We start from the raw sequence: 17959 nt of genomic DNA on the forward strand, positions 1-17959 counted from the left end.
CCCGGAACTGCCTAGGCCTGCGGCTCCATGCGCATGGGAATGGTGACGGGTCCGTCATTGACCAGGTGCACCTGCATGTCGGCGGCGAACTCGCCGGTCTGCACCTGAGCGTGGGCAAGCCTGGCCTGGTCCACAAAGTATTCGTAGAGGCGTCGGCCTTCGTCGGGCGCGGCGGCTGCGGTAAAGCTGGGGCGATTGCCGCCTCTGGTGTCGGCCGCCAGCGTGAACTGGCTGACCACCAGCAGTCCTCCGCCAATGTCCTGCAGGCTTTTATTCATCTTGCCGGCCTCGTCGCTGAAGATGCGCAGCTTGAGCATCTTGGCCAACAGCTTGTCGGCCTCGGCCTCGGTATCGCCGCGCTCGGCACAGACCAGCGCCAGCAAGCCCTGGTCGATCTGGCCCGTAATACGGCCGTCGACCTCCACGCGCGCCTGCTTGACGCGCTGAATCACACTCATCATGTACTCAAACCTTCCTTGGCCGCACCCTGTGCTTCGCCGCCCTGCTCTCCATCGGCCACTTCGCTGACCGTGTTCATGCCCATGGGCAGCAGCTCGATGCGGGCATACAGGCCTGGAATGGCCCGCAGCAGCGCGGCTTCAATCTCGGAGCGCAATTGTGCCGCTCGCTGCACGCTCCACTGACCGGGAACATGCATGTGAAAGTCCACAAAGCTGCGCTCCCCCGCCTGGCGGCTGGAGATATTGTCAAAGTTCACCCCCTCGTTGCTCTTGACATAGCCGTCCAGCAAAGTGTCAATCTTGAGACGCTGCGGCGCGTCCAGCGCCTGATCCATCAGTCCTTGCGAGGACTGCCAGACCAGTTGCACCCCCTGCACGCAAATATGCACAGCCACTGCCAGAGCCACCAGTGCATCCACCCACAGCCAGCCCGTCAAGGCGGCGGCCAGCAGCCCGACCACCACGCCCACCGAAGTCCAGACATCGGTCAGCAGATGCCGCGCATCGCCCTCCAGCGCCATGGAGCGGTATTTGCGTGAAGAGCGGAGCATGACCCAGGCCAGCAGCCCGTTGAAGACGGTGCTGAGCAGCGACAGCATCAGGCCCCAGCTCAATTGCTCCAGTGGTTGCGGGTTCCACAGCCGCGACAGCGCCGCCCAGGCAATCGCCAGGCTGGCGCCTATGACCAGCACGCCCTCGAAACCGGCCGAGAAGTACTCTGCCTTGTAATGTCCATAAGGGTGCTCGGTATCCGCCGGTCGCTTGGCCACGGTCACCATGGTCAGAGCAAACATGGCTCCGGCCAGGTTCACAAAGGACTCCAGCGCATCGGACAGCAGGCCTACCGAACCGGTCAGCCACCAGGCCAGGGTCTTGAGCACAATGGTGAGCAGTGCCACCACCACGGACAGGCGCAGCAAATTGTGCGGCTGCAGCCATTGTGAATATGTTGAGACGTCAGATTTGGACATGTTCAGGTTCTACAGCCTCTATATCACCAAGTGCTTTGATACATCAATAGTCTTTGCAAGTTGTCTATAAAGCAACCCAGAATCCCTTATCGTGATGGACATGTCATGGTCGAGGCTGACCTGATTCCTATATAAATACTCCCAGAAAAAAGGGAGGCGCATGCCTGATACGTTGATAGCACAGCAACCGAGGGATGAGGACGCCATTCTTCGACTGGTGGCCGATACAGCGCCCGCTATGCTGGCTTATTTTGATGCCGACACACGCGCCTGTCGCTTTGCCAACGCGCGCTATGCAGAGCACTTTGGCCACACCATGCAAACCATAGTGGGCATGGATGTGCGTGACATTGTGGGCGAGCTGGTCTGGACACAGATCGAACCTTATCTGGACTCCGTGGCCGTCGACAACACTCAGACGCTGCGCTACACCCGCCAGGTCGAAAACGAGATTGGCCGACTGCAGCACATCGAGGCAGTGCTGCGCCCTCATGAGGAAAAAGGCGTACTCAAGGGCGTTGTGGCGCTGATGACCGATGTCAGCCACCACCATCTGGCGACACAGCAGATACGCGACAGCGAAGAGCGCATGCGCAAGTTCGCTGCCATCACCACCGAGGCCATCGTGCTGCATCGTGACGGCATCATCACGGACGGCAATGACGCACTGGCCCGGCTGGTTGGCTACTCGCTTGGCGAACTGCGCGGCACGCCGGTTCTCGATTACGTGGCACCTGAAGCGCGCCTGCGGGCGCTGCAGAACATGCGCAGCGAGCGAGAAGATCGCCTCGAGTCCGTGATCATGCACAAGAACGGCCAGCTAATCCCCGTAGAGATAGAGGCCTGCACCATGCCTGGAGAAAAGGACAGGCACCGCATCGTCCTGCTGCGCGACCTGACCGCAAGCCTTCAGACCCGGCAGCACATGGACTATCTGACCCAGCATGACCTGCTGACACATCTGCCCAACCGAGCGCGTCTCAACCATTTGCTGGCCGATGCCATCGCCAGGGCTGCCGGCGAGCGATCACGACTGGCGGTGCTGTCACTGGACCTGGACCAGTTCAAGGCGGTGAACGATTCGCTCAGTCATCAGGCAGGGGATCTGCTGCTGTGCGAGCTTGCAAAGCGGCTCCGAAGCACTGTGGGTGCTCAGGACATCGTGGCCCGCACCGGCAGCGACGACTTTGTGGTCGTGCTGCCCGACAACCCCGGCCTGCTGGAGACCGAGGCCCTGCTGACGAGACTTCGGGCCACAGCAGAGGCTCCCTATCTGATCGAGGGTACCCAACTGGTGATTTCCGTGAGTGTCGGCATCGCCATGTATCCCAAGGACGGGAAATGTCCGGCGTCCCTGCTGAGCAATGCCGAGGCCGCCATGCAGATGGCCAAGAGTCGCGGCCGCAGCTTCTCCCAGTTCTACACTCCTGCACTCGAAAGCCGGGCCACACGCATGCTGATGCAGGAGCAAATGCTGCGCAACGCCGTGGAACGCGGTGAGTTCGAGCTGCATTACCAGCCGCAGACCCTCATGCAGACCGGCGAGCTTTCAGGCTTCGAAGCCCTGGTGCGCTGGAAGCACCCGCACCGCGGCCTGGTCTCGCCCGACGAGTTCATCGGCTTTGCCGAAAACCGGGGGCTGATCGCGGCCGTGGACCGCTGGGTGCTCTATCAGGCCTGTCGTCAAGCCCGTGCCTGGCAGCAACAAGGCTTTCCCGCCATCCCCGTGGCCGTCAACCTGTCGGCACAGGAATTCCGCCAGCGCGATGTAGTCAAGGAAGTGGCGCAGGCACTGGCCGACACGGGGCTGGACGCCTGCTATCTGCACATCGAGGTCACAGAAACCACGCTGATGCTCTCGGGCAATCAGATGCAGCAGACTCTGCATGCCCTCAAGGCACTGGGCGTGGGACTGGCAATCGACGATTTCGGTACCGGCTACTCGTCTCTTGCCTATCTGCGCAAGCACCCCATAGACCGACTCAAGATCGACCGCTCATTCGTGACCGATCTGCCCCACAACCCTGATGCGGCCGCCATTGTCAATGCCATCGTGCAGATGGGCCGTAGCCTGCATCTGGAGATTCTGGCCGAGGGTGTGGAAAGCACTGAACAGCTGCAACTTCTGAGGGAGATGGGCTGTGCCATGATGCAAGGGTTTCTCGTGTCAGCGCCATTATCTGCCGAGCAGGCTTCGGCATGGATGTCGCAACACTGTCAACTGCTACAAAGACAATAGTGCATGGCCTCGAATACACCGACACCCTCTCATAAAAGCAGCAGCATGTTTCATACGGATGCCCCTCAGGCATTGGCCCATGTGCAGCAGCTGTACCGCGAGCAAATCGATCATCTGCGAGCTGCCATGCAGCGTTTCGTGGCGGGTGAAACTCCGGCCGCGCCCATTCATGCCTACTACCCGTTCGTACGCATCAAGACCACCACGGTGGCGCAAGCCGATACCAAGCTGACCTACGGCTTTGTGGAAGGCCCGGGCACCTACGAGGCCACGCTGACCCGGCCCGACCTGTTTGCCAGCTACTTCGGCGAGCAACTGCGCCTGCTGATCCTGCACCACCAGGTCCCCATCGAAGTGGGCCTCAGCGACAAACCCATCCCGATTCATTTCTCGTTCGCCGACAACGACCATATCGAAGGCTCTCTCTCGCCAGAGCGCCGCATGCTGATGCGCGATGTGTTCGATCTGCCCGATCTGGAATCCATGGACGACGGCATTGCCAACGGCACCTGGCGCGCGGCGGCAGGCGAGGCCCTGCCTCTGTCGCTGTTCACCGCCCCGCGCGTGGATTACTCGCTGCACCGCCTGCGCCACTACACAGGCACGGCCCCCGACTGGTTTCAGAACTTCGTGCTGTTCACCAACTACCAGTTCTATATCGACGAATTCATCCGCCTGGGCCACGCTGAAATGGCCAAGGAGGACAGCGAATACATTGCCTTTGTCGAACCCGGCAATGTGGTGACCCGCCGCGCAGGCCTGCCCGCGGAAGCCGTCGACGAACTCGGCACGGCGCCGCCGCGCCTGCCGCAGATGCCGGGATACCACCTGGTGCGCGCGGACAACAGCGGCATCACCATGGTCAATATCGGAGTGGGCCCGGCCAATGCCAAGACCATCACCGACCACATCGCCGTGCTGCGCCCCCATGCCTGGATGATGCTGGGCCATTGCGCAGGCCTGCGCAACAGCCAGCAGCTGGGCGACTATGTGCTGGCCCACGCCTATGTGCGTGAAGACCATGTGCTGGACGAAGAGCTTCCTCTATGGGTGCCGATTCCTGCGCTGGCCGAAATCCAGGTCGCGCTGCAGCAGGCCGTGGCCGATGTGACGCAGATGGAGCGTGCCGATCTCAAGCGCATCATGCGCACCGGCACCGTGGCCAGCACCGACAACCGCAACTGGGAACTGCTGCCCGACAACCTGCCCCAGCGCCGCTTCAGCCAGAGTCGAGCCGTGGCGCTGGATATGGAGTCGGCCACCATTGCCGCCAACGGCTTCCGCTTCCGCGTGCCCTATGGCACCTTGCTGTGCGTGAGCGACAAGCCGCTGCACGGCGAAATCAAGCTGCCTGGCATGGCCAACCATTTCTATCGAGAGCGCGTGGACCAGCACCTGCGCATCGGCATGCGTGCCGTCGACATACTGCGCGAAGGCGGCTCCGACCGCCTGCACAGCCGCAAGCTGCGCAGCTTTGACGAAGTGGCCTTCCAGTAAAGCCCAGCCATGCCGGAAACCGACCCGTTTTCCATGACATTGATGGTGGCCGTCAATTTGATGACGGTCGCTTTTGCACTGCCATGGTTTATGGGTCAGCAAATGAGCCGGGCGACCAGAAATGCTCAGCAATTCCTGCTTTTGCAGGGGCTGGCCTGGTTGCTCGTCTTCTGCGCCGGGCATGTACTCCCCTTCACATGGAATGCGCTGCTGTCGATATCCAGTGCCGCTGCTGCAACCGGCGCACTGTGGCAGCTGCATAAAGCACTCAAGGGTTGGCTTGGACCTCGCAACAAGATACTCACCCGCTCCCTGGCCGTTCTGTGCCTGCTGACACTTGCGGGCGTGCTGGTTCTGATCGAGAGCAAGCCCTACCGATTGGCCTGGTTCAATATCAGCTACGGCTTGAGCCTTGTCACTCTGGTCTGCCTGACCTTATCGCCTCAAACCAACTCGGCCACGGCCTGGCGTTATCTGCTATTGGGTGCTGGCCTTTGCATCGCAAGCATTCTGCTCATACGCGGCTACTTCACCTTGAACGCTCCCTGGCTGCGCAGCTTTGCAGAGGAACCCAGCCCACATATGCTGCTTTCGTGGCTGATCCCCATGGGTTCTGCCATTCTTTTCGTATCGATCCTGATGGCCTGCCGTGACGAAGAAGTCCGCCAGCGATCCGCAAACGCACCAGAAGACAGCCTGACCGGCCTGCCGCTGCGCCAGGCCATCAAGAACCAGGCCCGCTTCATGCTGAACAGAGCTCGACGCGAAGGCCTGCCGCTGGCCTTGATTCTGATCGACATGGATCACTTTTCCCGGGTCAACAGCCGCCATGGCTATCAGGCCGGAGACGCGGCGCTGCAGCTCATGTCACGCACTCTGCGAAAGCAGATGCGCGGCGACGAGGTCGTGGCCAGATGGCAGGGTGAATCCTTTTGCCTGCTGATTCACGCCGATCAATTGGGTGCCAGGTCGCTGCTGACCCGCATCCAGTCCGCATTCCAGATCGGCGCGCAGTACGAACTGCAGATGGATCTGGACTTCAGTGCGGGTTGTGCCCTGGTCCCCTCAGCCTGGAAGAGCCTGAGCCTCAACGAGCTGGCCAGCCATGCCGGCACCGCCCTGCAACATGCCAAGAATCAGGGCCGGGGAAGGGCGGAATGCACCACTCTGACGCCTCCGCCCGGCGAGGATCATGCCCCCTCCGACTTGGCTCCGCTGGCCTGAGTCAGCACTCGGCCTTGATCAGATCTGCCGCCTTCTCGGCGATCATGATGGTCGGCGCATTCGTATTGCCGCTCACGATGCGCGGCATGACCGATGCGTCGACCACGCGCAGCCCTTGCACGCCATGCACCCGCAAGCGTGCATCGACCACATCCTTCACGCCAGGCCCCATGCGACAGCTTCCCACAGGGTGATAGATGGTGTCGGCGTAATTGCGGATGAACTGCTCGATCTCCGCATCGCTGCGCGCCTGTGCCGAATACTCCAGCTCCCGCCCCTCGAAACGGGCCAGCGCAGGCTGCCCGAGAATTTCGCGCATGCGGCGTACGCCGCGCACCAGGCGCTGCATATCGTCGGCCTCGGCAAAGAAGGCAGGGTCTATGAGCGGCATGGCTCTGGCATCGGCAGAGGCCAGCTTCACGCTGCCCCGGCTCCTTGGCTGCAGCAGACAGACATGGCAGGAATAACCGTGACCCAGCACCGTCTTGCGACCGTGGTCGACCAGCTTGCCCACCACAAAATGCAGCTGCAGATCGGGTGCACGCTCCTGCGGCCCGCTGCGGACAAAGCCGCCGGCCTCGGCAAAGTTGCTGGTCAGCATGCCCCGGCGCTCATTGCGCCAGCGTCCCATGCCCTGCCAGACATTCCTGAGGCCGGCAAACGACAGGCCAAAGCTGTCCGTCATCTGCGGGCCGTCCACCACCTGCACCACATCGGGGTGGTCATGCAAATGCTCGCCCACACCGGGAAGGTGATGCACGACATCAACGCCTGTTTGCTGCAGGTGCTCGCCCGGCCCTATGCCAGAAAGCATCAGCAGCTGCGGCGACTGCAGTGCGCCAGCGCAGAGCAGGACCTCGCGCCGGCATCGCAGCTGCCGGGTCTGACCACCCTGCACATACTCCACTCCGACAGCTCGGCGACCTTCCATCAGCACCCGCAGCACCTGCACACCGGTCAGGATTTCCAGATTGGGCCTGCTGCCTCGCACCGGTGTCAGATAAGCCTTGGCGGCACTGCAGCGCTCGCCCTTGTGATGCGTGACCTGATACAGACCCACGCCCTCCTGAGCAGGGCCGTTGAAGTCGAGGTTGTGCGCATGACCGGCCTGCACGCCCGCGCGCACAAAGGCCTGGGCCAGCGGGTTCGGATCGCAGAGATCGGAGACATGCAAAGGGCCGCTGGCACCATGCAGCGCATCCGCGCCACGCGTATTGCATTCGGCCTTCAGAAAATAGGGCAGAACATCGCTCCAGCCCCAGCCTGGATTACCCTGAGCGCTCCAATATTCGTAGTCCGCAGGCTGGCCGCGCAGATAGATCATGGCATTGATGGAGCTGGAGCCGCCCAGCACCTTGCCGCGCGGCTGGTAGCCCCGCCGACCATTGAGGCCGGCCTGCGGCACTGTGCTCATGGCCCAGTTGAAGTTTTTCTGCTTGGCCATCAGCGCCAGCCCTGCCGGGCAGTGGATGAGCACGCTTTTGTCTTCGCCACCGGCCTCCAGCAAGGTCACGCTGACCTGCGAGTTCTCGCTGAGCCTGGCTGCCAGCACCGCACCAGCGGAGCCGCCTCCCACTACCAGATAGTCACGCATGTCCGCACTCCTTTTGCCGCAAATTCTGACCAGAGGTCTGCAGCGGCGAAACGCGGAAAAACACGGTCGTGCAGAAAAAATACTGTCATCGTGATGACTCTTAACACCCCAACCATGCCCGACTAGGGTCAAACCCGGTCAGAACCGGGATAACATTTTCCCGTTCAAACGCACTTATCTGAATGGAGACAAAAAATGGCAATCCAAACCGTAGGCATCATCGGCGCCGGCACCATGGGCAACGGCATCGCGCAGGCTTGCGCCGTGTCTGGCATCGACGTGGTGATGGTGGACATCTCCGAGGCCGCCGTGCAAAAAGGCCTGGCCACCGTGGCCGGCAGCCTGGACCGCCTGATCAAGAAGGAAAAGATCAGCGAAGCCGACAAGAACGCAGCGCTGGCACGCATCAAGACCTCGACCAGCTACGACGATCTGAAGTCGGCCCAGCTGGTGATCGAAGCCGCCACCGAGAACTACGAGCTCAAGGTCAAGATCCTCAAGCAGCTCGATACCCTGCTGGCACAGGACGTGATCGTTGCCACCAACACCTCGTCCATCTCCATCACCCAGCTGGCAGCTGCCACGCAGCGTGCCGACAAGTTCATCGGCATGCATTTCTTCAACCCCGTGCCCATGATGGCCCTGGTGGAGATCATCCGCGGCCTGCAGACCAGCGACGCCACCCACGATGCCGTCAAGGCCCTGTCGGAAAAACTGGGCAAGTCGCCCATCACCGTCAAGAACGCTCCCGGCTTTGTGGTCAACCGCATTCTGGTGCCCATGATCAACGAGGCCTTCCAGGTGCTCAGCGAAGGCACGGCCTCGGCCGAGGACATCGACGCCGGAATGAAGCTGGGCTGCAACCAGCCGATTGGCCCGCTGGCCCTGGCCGACATGATCGGTCTGGACGTCTGCCTGGCCGTGATGGAGGTCTACCTCAAGGAATTCGGCGACAGCAAGTACCGCCCCTGCTTCCTGCTGCGCGAAATGGTGGCTGCCGGTCGTCTGGGCCGCAAGACCGGCCAGGGTGTTTACACCTACTAAATCGCCGGCCTCCAGGTCTTGTGCGCGACTGCGGCGGCTGCGACAGCCGTCTAAGGTTGCAGCAGGAGACCTGCCATGCAAATCGACCATCCCAGCCCTCCGCCCGAGGGCTGCATTTCTTGTGAAGTCCGCGGCCATGTGCTGCTGATAGGCATCAACCGCCCAGCCAAGCGCAATGGCTGGACGCCGGCCATGTTCCAGCAACTGGCAGAGGCCTATACCCGGCTCGACGACGAGCCAGAATTGCGCGTGGGCCTGCTCCATGCTTTCGGCGAACATTTCACGGCGGGACTGGATCTGCCTGTCATCGCCGAGTTCATGAAAAGCGGCCAGAAGGTCATCCCTGCAGGTCTCGTGGAGCCTCATGACTATGGCCTGCCCGGCTACCGCCGCCGCACCAAGCCCATGGTCGCAGCCGTCAAGGGCATCTGCTTTACCGTCGGCATAGAGCTGATGCTGGGCGCCGATATCGTCGTCGCAGCCGACAGCAGCTGCTTTGCACAGATGGAAGTACAGCGCTGCATCATGCCCACGGGCGGCGCCACGCTGCGCATGCCCGAGCGCGCCGGCGTGGGCAATGCCATGCTGCATCTGCTGACCGGCGACGCCTTCGATGCAGCCGAAGCCCTGCGCTGCCACTTTGTGCAAAAAGTGGTGCCTGCAGGCCAGGAACTGGACGAAGCTTTTCGCATTGCCGAGCGCATTGCCGCCCAGGCGCCGCAGGCCGTGGTGGCCACGCGCCTCAATGTCCTCAAGGCCATAGAGCTGGGCCAGGCCGCCGCCGTGGCCGATTTCATCCCCGTGCAGCAGCGCCTGGCCAACAGTGAGGACGCCGCCGAAGGCGTGCGCTCCTTCATCGAGAAACGCCCAGCCCGTTTTACCGGTCGTTGATCCCAAGTCCAAGAGGTGATGATGAGTTTGAAGTCTTTTGCGCGCAGAACGCTTGCGCCACTTGCGCTGACAGCTATGGTTTCTGCAGTCCATGCACAGGCTGCAGCACCCGCGTTGCCCGACCCGGCCAGCACCAGCGTGCAGGCCATGGGCTGGATGCAGGGCTTTCCGCCCGCTGCCGACAAGCTCATCACCTTCGACAACCCCGTGGGCAATACCTTTCCCCGCATACGCTGGACCTTCTCGCATATCCGAGAAATCACGCCCACGGCCAATGTCTGGCGCGGCCCGGGCGCTCCCAGCGCCTTGCGCTCGGCTCCGGTCGACATCGAGCAAGTGCGCTTCAAGGTCATGGGCACGGGCGAGGAACTGAGCTTTGTCCAGGCACTGGATCGCAACTACACCGATGGCATTCTGGTCATGCACAAGGGCCGCGTGATCTATGAGAAATATCTTGGCGCACTGGAGCCGCAGCGCCCGCACCTGGCCATGTCGGTCACAAAGTCCTTTGTCGGTACCCTGGCCGCCTTGCTGGCCCACGAGGGGCTCATCAAGCCCGAGGCACCGGTGACCGACTATCTGCCCGAGATGAAGAACACCGCCTATGGCGACGCCACGGTGCGCCAGGTGATGGATATGACGATCGGCGTGAAATACTCCGAGAACTACGCCGACCCCAAGGCCGAAGTCTGGGACTACGCCCGTGCCGGCGGCATGATGCCCCAGGGCAAGGACTATGCCGGCCCCAGGAGCTTCTACGAATTTCTGCAGACCCTGCAGAAAGAGGGCGAGCATGACCAGGGCTTTGCCTACAAGACGGCCAACGCCGAAGTCCTGGCCTGGATCGTGCGCCGCGCCAGCGGCAAGCCTCTGGCCCAGCTGCTGTCCGAACGCATCTGGAGCCGCATCGGAGCCGAGCAGGACGCCTACTTCATGGTGGATCGCATAGGTACGGAATCGGGCGGCGGCGGCCTCAACACCACGCTGCGCGACCTGGCCCGCTTCGGCGAGCTGATGCGCAACGAAGGCCGCGCCGCCAGCGGCCAGCAGGTGCTGCCCAGGGCCGTGGTCCAGGACATCCGCCGCGGCGCCGACCCTGCCAAGTTCGTGAAGGCCGGCTATGCCACGCTGCCCGGCTGGTCGTATCGCAATATGTGGTGGGTCTCGCACAACCCCAACGGTGCCTATATGGCGCGCGGCATTCACGGTCAGGCCATCTACATCGACCCCAAGGCCCAGATGGTGGTGGTGCGCTACGCCTCCCACCCGATTGCTGGCAATGCGGGTATAGACCCGACCAGCCTGCCCATGTACCAGGCGCTGGCCGATGCACTGACCACCCGTTAGGCACTTGCCCGCTAGGCACGAGACAGCCTCAGCCGCGACAGGCTCCGCTCACGGAGCCTGTTTGCATTGCACCAGACCTCTGCACTGTCTCCTGCGGTTTGGTGATCTGCAAATTAAATTGCACACAATTTAATTGTTTGCAATAATTCAACCTATGCGATCCGATGACGACCTTCTCCCCGACAGCTCCGAGCTGCTGCGCCTGGACAATCAGGTCTGCTTTGCGCTGTACTCGGCATCGCTGGCCATGACCAAGCTCTACAAACCCTTGCTGGATGCCATAGGCCTGACTTACCCTCAGTATCTGGTCATGCTGGTGCTCTGGGAAGGCGACCAACTCACGGTCTCGGAACTGGGCGAACGTCTTTACCTGGATTCAGGCACGCTGACGCCCTTGCTCAAGCGACTGGAGAGCGCAGGCCTGCTGGCACGCCAGCGCGATGCACAGGACGAACGCCGCGTGCGCATCGCCCTCACGGATACCGGCCGGGCACTGCGCGCCGAAGCCGAAAAAATACCTGCCTGCGTGCTTCGGAGCACGCAGTGCACCTTGCCCGAACTGCAGGCTCTCACGGGCCAGCTCGGCACACTGCGCGCACGGCTGGCACCGCGCCGCAGCCACTCCTGACGATTTCCTCCACCCGCCCGCATTGCCGGGCAATCTCGCAAAGGAAGACACCATGGCCCAACTCGACAAGGTTCTGTACACCGCCCACGCCCACACCACCGGCGGCCGCGAAGGCGCTTCGCGCACCGATGATGGCCGCCTGGACATCCAGCTGAGCTCTCCCGGCGGCGCCGGCAAGGGCACCAACCCCGAGCAGCTGTTTGCCGCCGGCTATTCCGCCTGCTTTATCGGCGCCATGAAGGCCGTCGCCGCTCGCCAGAAGATCACCCTGCCCGCCGACCTGTCGGTGGATGCCGAAGTCGATCTGGGCCCCGTGGGCGAAGTGTTCGGCATCGCTGTGCGCATGAAGATCAGCCTGCCCGGCATGGACAAGGCTGCGGCCCAGCAACTGGTGGACGCCGCTCACAAGGTCTGCCCCTACTCCAACGCCACGCGCGGCAATATCGACGTGACGCTGACCATCGCCTAAAGCGGCTCAGGCCACAGGGCACCGGGCGCTGCAACATAGCGCCCGGTGCCCAGTTCGAAGATGCCTTCAAGCGTCAGCGGCCCGGCAATATCGGCCGCCGCATAGCGGGCCAGCGCCAACACCCTTACCTCGAAGACCGGCAAGTCCTGGATCAGTGCCAGCAACTTGTCCACAGCCTCTCGCAGTGGCAGCCGTCTCGCATAGTGGCCCAAGGTCACATGGGGTACATAGCGCCAGCCCGGCGCGGGCTCCATGGGCACCAGCGCCTTATGCAGGCGCTGCAAGCATTCCTGCCCCCGGCCGACGCCCAGATAAGGCACGGTGGTGAAGCTGCCAGCCCCCGCGACTTGCACGGCAAAAGGGCGCAGCCGCAGGCTTTGCAGCATGGCGACATCGGCGCGCAGCGCCAGCCGGTCATATTCCCGCGCCTCATGCCTGTCCCCGCCCCGGCACAGCCCCCTATAGGCCAGCGTGATATGCGGCTGGCGCGCATGGCGCGGCAACAGGGCATCACCGAGTCTGGATCTGGCCTGCTGCAGCAAGGACTCCAGGTCAGGGCCTTGCAGCATCACCACCCAGACTGCGCACCAGGGGCAGCCTTTGTGCCACTCGGCAAAATCCCGATCCTCGCAGGGCTGTGAAAGTTCTTCGCTCTCTTGCATGCGGGCAGTGTGCCAGCTTCGGCTACATGCGCGGCACCCGCTCGGTTTCCCAGGGATTTCCGGCCGTCAACATCAACCTGAGAATCAGGCAGCAGCTATCAAATCAAAAGCAATTTTGCCGACGCATGCGCTATGCCGTCCGGTTCGCAAGAGCCTGTTTGAGCCTGACAATACTGCGATGAGCGATACCCAAGACCCATCTCACCCTTATGCAGACCTCACGCCGGACTGCGTGATCGATGCGCTGTGCAGCACGGGCCTTGTGCCGGACGGGCGGCTGACGGCGCTGAGCTCCTATGAAAACCGCGTCTATCTGGCCCACCAGGACGAGGGCGACAAGGTCGTCGCCAAGTTCTACCGCCCCGGCCGCTGGAGCCGCACCCAGATCGAGGAAGAGCACGCCTTCTCCCAGGAGTTGGCGGACGGGGAAGTTCCCGTGGTTGCGCCGCTGGTGCTGCAAGGGCAGACCGTGCATGAGCATGCGGGCTTTCTGTTCAGCATCAGTCCCTGGCGCGGCGGGCGCCGCCCCGAGCTGGACGACTGGGAGGTGCTGGAATGGACAGGCCGCTTTCTGGCCCGCATCCACACCGTGGGTGCCGCTCGGCCCTTTGCGCATCGCCCGGCGCTGAACCTGAAAAGCTTTGGCTACGAATCCATGCACTACCTGCTCGAACATGAGGTCGTGGCGCTCGAAGTGCGCAGCCGCTGGCAGCAGGCTTGCGACAAAGCTCTCTCATTAATAGCACCATCCGCTGACGGATTAAGCGCCGCAGGCCATTTTGGCTTGCATTCTGCAACGCAAATTCGCCTGCATGGCGACTGCCACCCGGGAAACATTCTCTGGACGCCGCTGGATGACGAAGGCCACGGCGGCCCGCATTTTGTCGATCTGGACGATGCACGCAGCGGTCCTGCCGTGCAGGATCTGTGGATGCTGCTCTCGGGCGACCGGGGCCAGCAGACCCAGCAGCTGTCGGCCCTGCTCGAAGGCTATGAACAGTTCCGCAGCTTCGACCGGCGCGAGCTGGCACTGATCGAGCCGCTGCGCACCCTGCGCCTGCTGCATTACAGCGCCTGGCTGGCGCGCCGCTGGCAGGACCCGATCTTTGCCATCAACTTCCCCTGGTTCGGCAGCACAGACTACTGGCAGAGCCAGGTAGACATGCTGAACGAACAGATCGAAGCCATGCAGCAGGAGCCACTCTACGCCTAGGGCGGTCCATACCTGCAAAGAGCTAGCAGCGCCCCTGCAAGCGGCATTCGGGCACGAGCTGCCCGCGTGCATCGCGCCATTGCACGGCATCGCTGCTCTGCGCGGGGGCCGGCGGCGGCGCGGGCTGCGCCTGCGGTGCCTGCGGTGCCTGCGGGCGGTTGGGATCATGCAGCACGGTGGAGGATCCCACCCCGACACCCACGCTGGCACCGCCCACACCAGTGGAAGCGCCGACACCAGCACTTCCCAGCACCTGCCCGCGCTGATTGACGCCTACGCCCACACCGACAGGCCCGACGCCCGTGCCGACGCCTGCGCTGAGACCGCCGCTACCCAGACCCACGCCCACGGAAAACGGCCCCACCGGAATCCCGACGCCCACTCCGGCCCCGACGGAGCCGCAGGCGGGCAAGGCCAGCACCAGAGCAGCGGCGCAAACCGTGCTCAGGATTCTGTGATGACCGGGCTTGATGGTGACTGGCATGGAATTCATCTCACTGACTCTCACTGACGTTTGACAGCCGCATTGTCACCGGCCGTGCCCGCAAAAAGGTTATCAATCAGTAGCTCGACCAGCGGCTTGAGGGCCAGTTTCTGCGAGCCCTCGGAGGCCAGCAGGTTGTTGTGCACCAGCGCCATCCAGAACGGGCTGGCCAGCAACTGGGCACTGCGGCTGACCGAGCGGGTCTTGAGCTCACCCTCTTTCACGGCCAGCGCCAGCAAGTCCTGCACATAGTTCTGCCAAGCATCAAAAGCCAGCTCTTTGTACAGTCTGGCCAGCTCGGGCGCATGCCGTGCCTCGCTGAGCACCAGGCGTGCCAGCATGCCACGCTCGCTGCTGTCCACGGCCTCCAGCGTCGGCAGCAGACTGCGGCGCAGTAAGGAGCGCACCGTTTCGCCCTTGCGGCGCCGGAGCGGCTGATAGACGGCCGAGTGCCGCAGCGCATGCTCCACCACACCCCGCAGCAGCTCGTCCTTGGAGGGGTAGTAGAGATACAGCGTGCCCTTGGCCACCTGCGCGCGGCAGGCAATGCGCTCCATGGTGCTGCGGGCCACGCCGCACTCCACGAACTCGGCCAGTGCGGCCTCCGCAATCTGCTGACGGGTCTGCGCTGTCTTGTCGAGACTCGGGCCACGCGTGCGCCGCTGACGCTTTGCCTGGGTGCCGATATCCGGGTCTGCGCAAGGGGCAGCCGCTGCGCCATTCGCCATGCGCTGAAATCCTTTTCTAGAATTCATAAAATTGACCAATTAGTCATTTTTAATAATTTTAGGCCAAGCCGACTTGCCCGCACCGGGCATGCGGATGACTGCTCCACCAAAGCCTTCCCAATGCAATCCCGTCTGAGCCCCTATGCCTGGGTCTGCTTTTCCATGTGCGTCGGCGTCATGGGAACGGCGCTTGCCAGCCCGCTCTACCCGCTCTACCAGCAGGCCTGGGGGCTGCAACCCAGCCATATCACGCAGATTTTCGTGACCTATATGCTGGGCGCCTTGATCAGCCTGCTGTTTCTGGGCCGTCTGACCAACCTCTTCGGTTTTCTCAAAGTGCTGCGCCTGGGACTGATGGTGATGACCGTGGGCGTCATCGGCTCGGCCCTGTCCTGGAATGCCTGGAGCCTGGGTGCCTCCCGCTTCGTCATCGGCCTGGCTTCGGGCCTGATCACCACCTCGGCTTCCATAGGCATGACCCAGCTCAACAACAAGGGGGACCTGCAGCGTGCGGCTGCGACCACCAGCCTGACGATTGCCTTCGGCTTCGGCCTGGGGCCCGTGGTGGGCGGCCTGATAGCACAATGGGTGCCATTCCCCCTGGTCAGCAGCTATCTGCCGCCCATCGCACTGAGCTTTCTGGGCATCCATGCGCTGTTCAAGATCCAGCTGCCGGCGACCAGTGCGCCTGTCCACAACGCTCCCGGCCTGACGCTGAAAGATGTTCTGCCCAGCATCTCCCAGCCGCGCAAGCCCTTTCTCTACCACTATGCGCTGGGCTGCATGGCGGCGTTCTCCGCCTTCGGCATGTTCAGCCTGTTTGCCGCCATGGCCCCCAGCTTTATGGCCCAGATGCTGCCCTGGCACGGACCGGCAGTCTCTGGTCTGTCCATTGGCGTCATCCTGTTTCTGTCGGCCGGCATCCAGCTCGTCGCCCGACCCTACCCCACCAAGCGACTGATCATCATCGGCTTCTTCGCCCTGGCGGCGACCAATGCCCTGCTGGTTCTCAATCTGTTTGCCGGCTCGCCATGGCTGTTCGCTCTGAGTGTTCTGAGCATGTCCTGCGGTCATGCACTGTGCAATCTGTCGGGCATGGCCGTGGTCAACAAGGTCTCCAAGCCCGTCAACCGCACTGGCCTGCTTTCCACCTATCTGGTCGTGGGCTATGTAGGCACCATCGTCCCCATCCTGGGCATGGGCTGGCTGTCCGACCATATCGGGCTGACGGGCGCACTGATAGCCTTCTGTGCCTGTCTGGGCCTGCTGTCCGCACTGCTTGGCATCATCAGCGCAAGGGCACGCGTGCTGCCCGTTCCGCGCCAGTAGGCACGACTATCTGAAATGCGGGCCGGCTCCCTGCGCCGCCAGACAGTCATGGTCGTTGCGCAGCGGGCAGGCCTGCAGAGACAGGCAACCACAGCCTATGCAGGAATCGAGCTGATCCCTGAGCTGAGTCAGCATCGCGATGCGTGCATCGAGCTGTGCCTGCCAATGCAAGGACAGGCGACTCCAGTCGGCCTTGCCGGGCACGCGGTTGGCCGGCAGATGGGCCAGTGCCTGCGCGATCTCGGCCAAAGGCACTCCCATGCGCTGGGCCACCTTGATCACGGCCACCCGCCTCAGCACCGCTCGTGCATAGCGGCGCTGATTGCCTGCGGTGCGCGCACTCTCGATCAGGCCCTGCTTCTCATAGAAATGCAGGGCCGATACCGCCACCCCGCTGCGGCTGGCGACCTCTCCCACACTGAGATCCGGCATTCCCTCAGCCTCGGCCACCAGGCCGCTGCCGCATCCATTCATATCGCCAGCCTCTTCACACTGCACAGTCATCTCCCGCTGCTTCCCGTTGTCCCTGCCTGGCCGCCATGACCGCAATCCTGTGTGGTCATACAAACCGCTTGACCTCAAGCTTAGTTGAGGTTGAACAATTCCAGCAGCTTCCGAGACAAAGGCCTGCCGCTGACGGGCCCTGCCGAAGCCGCCTTGCCTGAAAGACTTTCATGGACGCCAAGCCCAGTTTCATTGCCCAAGCCCCTTCCCCGCAACCGTGCTATCTGCAGCCCGCCGGTCTTTATGACAGCCTGCCCAATGGCTACACCCACGTGGTCACCGTCCAGGAGCCGCTGCGCTGGCTCTTCGTCTCGGGCCAGGGCGGAGAAAACGCCCTGGCCGAGCTGCCAGACAGCTTTGCCCGGCAGGCTGCGCAGGCTCTGGCCAATATCAAGACCGCCCTGGCCGCCGGCGGCGCGGACATGGGCCATGTGCTCAAGCTCACCGTGCTCATCGTCGATCATTCGCTGGAGCGCTTCGAGCACTGGCAAAGCGCCGTGAGACAGCATTGGGGCAGCGGCGAGGCCGGCGACCAGCGGCCGCGCTTTCCGGCCTGCACGCTGATTCCCGTGCCCAAGCTGGCCCTGCCCGGCATGCTGATCGAGGTGGAGGCCACGGCGGCCCTGCCCATGGCGGTGGGCGCCAAAGCCGCCACTCCCGCCTGACACCCTGCA

At 62.9% G+C, this 17959-nt stretch carries 18 protein-coding genes; 11 read left to right on the forward strand and 7 right to left on the reverse strand.

The window, feature by feature from the left end; all coding sequences use genetic code 11:
- Positions 1–11: 11 nt before the first annotated feature.
- Both dtd and FSY45_RS05230 read right to left on the reverse strand, forming a co-directional pair.
- Positions 12–461, reverse strand: a complete 450-nt coding sequence (dtd, locus tag FSY45_RS05225; RefSeq protein ID WP_003068709.1) for a D-aminoacyl-tRNA deacylase — start codon at positions 459–461, stop codon at positions 12–14.
- The gene (locus FSY45_RS05230) at positions 458–1432 is read right to left on the reverse strand and encodes a cation diffusion facilitator family transporter (RefSeq protein WP_046460518.1); all 975 of its coding nucleotides are present in this window, start codon (positions 1430–1432) and stop codon (positions 458–460) included. The genes dtd and FSY45_RS05230 overlap by 4 nt, the downstream gene beginning before the upstream one ends.
- Before the next feature lie 160 nt (positions 1433–1592).
- On the opposite strand from FSY45_RS05230, the gene FSY45_RS05235 reads away from it, so the two are divergent.
- Genes FSY45_RS05235 through FSY45_RS05245 form a run of 3 tightly spaced genes read left to right on the forward strand, consistent with a single transcriptional unit; the run spans position 1593 to position 6392 of the window.
- Positions 1593–3671 (forward strand): bifunctional diguanylate cyclase/phosphodiesterase, encoded by a 2079-nt coding sequence (locus FSY45_RS05235; RefSeq protein WP_046460517.1) that lies wholly within the window; start codon positions 1593–1595, stop codon positions 3669–3671.
- A 45-nt stretch (positions 3672–3716) separates the two neighbouring features.
- Positions 3717–5168, forward strand: coding sequence for an AMP nucleosidase (locus tag FSY45_RS05240; protein WP_034354761.1), 1452 nt, complete (start codon positions 3717–3719; stop codon positions 5166–5168).
- 9 nt (positions 5169–5177) lie between these two features.
- Positions 5178–6392, forward strand: a complete 1215-nt coding sequence (locus tag FSY45_RS05245) for a GGDEF domain-containing protein (protein ID WP_046460516.1) — start codon at positions 5178–5180, stop codon at positions 6390–6392.
- Position 6393: 1 nt separating this feature from the next.
- Here the strand turns inward: FSY45_RS05245 and FSY45_RS05250 are convergent, their stop codons facing one another.
- Complete coding sequence (locus tag FSY45_RS05250; protein WP_046460515.1) at positions 6394–7986, reverse strand: GMC family oxidoreductase; 1593 nt, start codon at positions 7984–7986, stop codon at positions 6394–6396.
- A 195-nt stretch (positions 7987–8181) separates the two neighbouring features.
- Between FSY45_RS05250 and FSY45_RS05255 the strand changes: the two genes are divergently transcribed.
- From FSY45_RS05255 to FSY45_RS05275, 5 genes are all read left to right on the forward strand, one after another.
- Positions 8182–9030 (forward strand): 3-hydroxybutyryl-CoA dehydrogenase, encoded by an 849-nt coding sequence (locus FSY45_RS05255; protein ID WP_003068696.1) that lies wholly within the window; start codon positions 8182–8184, stop codon positions 9028–9030.
- 75 nt (positions 9031–9105) lie between these two features.
- Positions 9106–9921: a crotonase/enoyl-CoA hydratase family protein gene (locus tag FSY45_RS05260; RefSeq protein ID WP_046460514.1), complete on the forward strand. Its 816-nt coding sequence runs from the start codon at positions 9106–9108 to the stop codon at positions 9919–9921.
- 21 nt (positions 9922–9942) lie between these two features.
- A complete protein-coding gene (locus FSY45_RS05265; RefSeq protein ID WP_187427530.1) occupies positions 9943–11268 on the forward strand; it encodes a serine hydrolase in 1326 nt (441 codons plus the stop codon).
- Positions 11269–11422: 154 nt separating this feature from the next.
- A complete protein-coding gene (locus tag FSY45_RS05270) occupies positions 11423–11896 on the forward strand; it encodes a MarR family winged helix-turn-helix transcriptional regulator (protein WP_039050103.1) in 474 nt (157 codons plus the stop codon).
- A 52-nt stretch (positions 11897–11948) separates the two neighbouring features.
- On the forward strand, positions 11949–12365 hold the full coding sequence (locus FSY45_RS05275; RefSeq protein WP_012839987.1) for an organic hydroperoxide resistance protein: 417 nt from the start codon (positions 11949–11951) through the stop codon (positions 12363–12365).
- On the opposite strand, the gene FSY45_RS05280 is transcribed toward FSY45_RS05275, so the two are convergent.
- A complete protein-coding gene (locus FSY45_RS05280) occupies positions 12362–13027 on the reverse strand; it encodes a 2'-5' RNA ligase family protein (RefSeq protein ID WP_003068686.1) in 666 nt (221 codons plus the stop codon). The genes FSY45_RS05275 and FSY45_RS05280 overlap by 4 nt on opposite strands.
- A gap of 178 nt (positions 13028–13205) precedes the next feature.
- Here FSY45_RS05280 and FSY45_RS05285 point away from each other — a divergent pair, with 178 nt between their 5' ends.
- On the forward strand, positions 13206–14240 hold the full coding sequence (locus tag FSY45_RS05285; RefSeq protein ID WP_046460512.1) for a serine/threonine protein kinase: 1035 nt from the start codon (positions 13206–13208) through the stop codon (positions 14238–14240).
- Between the two features lie 22 nt (positions 14241–14262).
- Here FSY45_RS05285 and FSY45_RS05290 read toward each other — a convergent pair whose 3' ends face one another.
- Positions 14263–14733: a hypothetical protein gene (locus tag FSY45_RS05290; protein WP_148747955.1), complete on the reverse strand. Its 471-nt coding sequence runs from the start codon at positions 14731–14733 to the stop codon at positions 14263–14265.
- Positions 14734–14744: 11 nt separating this feature from the next.
- Positions 14745–15452: a TetR/AcrR family transcriptional regulator gene (locus tag FSY45_RS05295; RefSeq protein ID WP_003068679.1), complete on the reverse strand. Its 708-nt coding sequence runs from the start codon at positions 15450–15452 to the stop codon at positions 14745–14747.
- Between the two features lie 120 nt (positions 15453–15572).
- Here FSY45_RS05295 and FSY45_RS05300 point away from each other — a divergent pair, with 120 nt between their 5' ends.
- The gene (locus FSY45_RS05300; protein WP_080944384.1) at positions 15573–16781 is read left to right on the forward strand and encodes an MFS transporter; all 1209 of its coding nucleotides are present in this window, start codon (positions 15573–15575) and stop codon (positions 16779–16781) included.
- Positions 16782–16787: 6 nt separating this feature from the next.
- On the opposite strand, the gene soxR is transcribed toward FSY45_RS05300, so the two are convergent.
- A complete protein-coding gene (gene soxR, locus FSY45_RS05305) occupies positions 16788–17255 on the reverse strand; it encodes a redox-sensitive transcriptional activator SoxR (RefSeq protein ID WP_003068674.1) in 468 nt (155 codons plus the stop codon).
- 200 nt (positions 17256–17455) lie between these two features.
- Between soxR and FSY45_RS05310 the strand changes: the two genes are divergently transcribed.
- Complete coding sequence (locus tag FSY45_RS05310) at positions 17456–17950, forward strand: RidA family protein (RefSeq protein WP_003068672.1); 495 nt, start codon at positions 17456–17458, stop codon at positions 17948–17950.
- Positions 17951–17959: the final 9 nt, after the last annotated feature.

Origin of the sequence: Comamonas sp. Z1, from assembly GCF_008121555.1 — a bacterium.
GTDB lineage: Bacteria > Pseudomonadota > Gammaproteobacteria > Burkholderiales > Burkholderiaceae_C > Comamonas > Comamonas thiooxydans.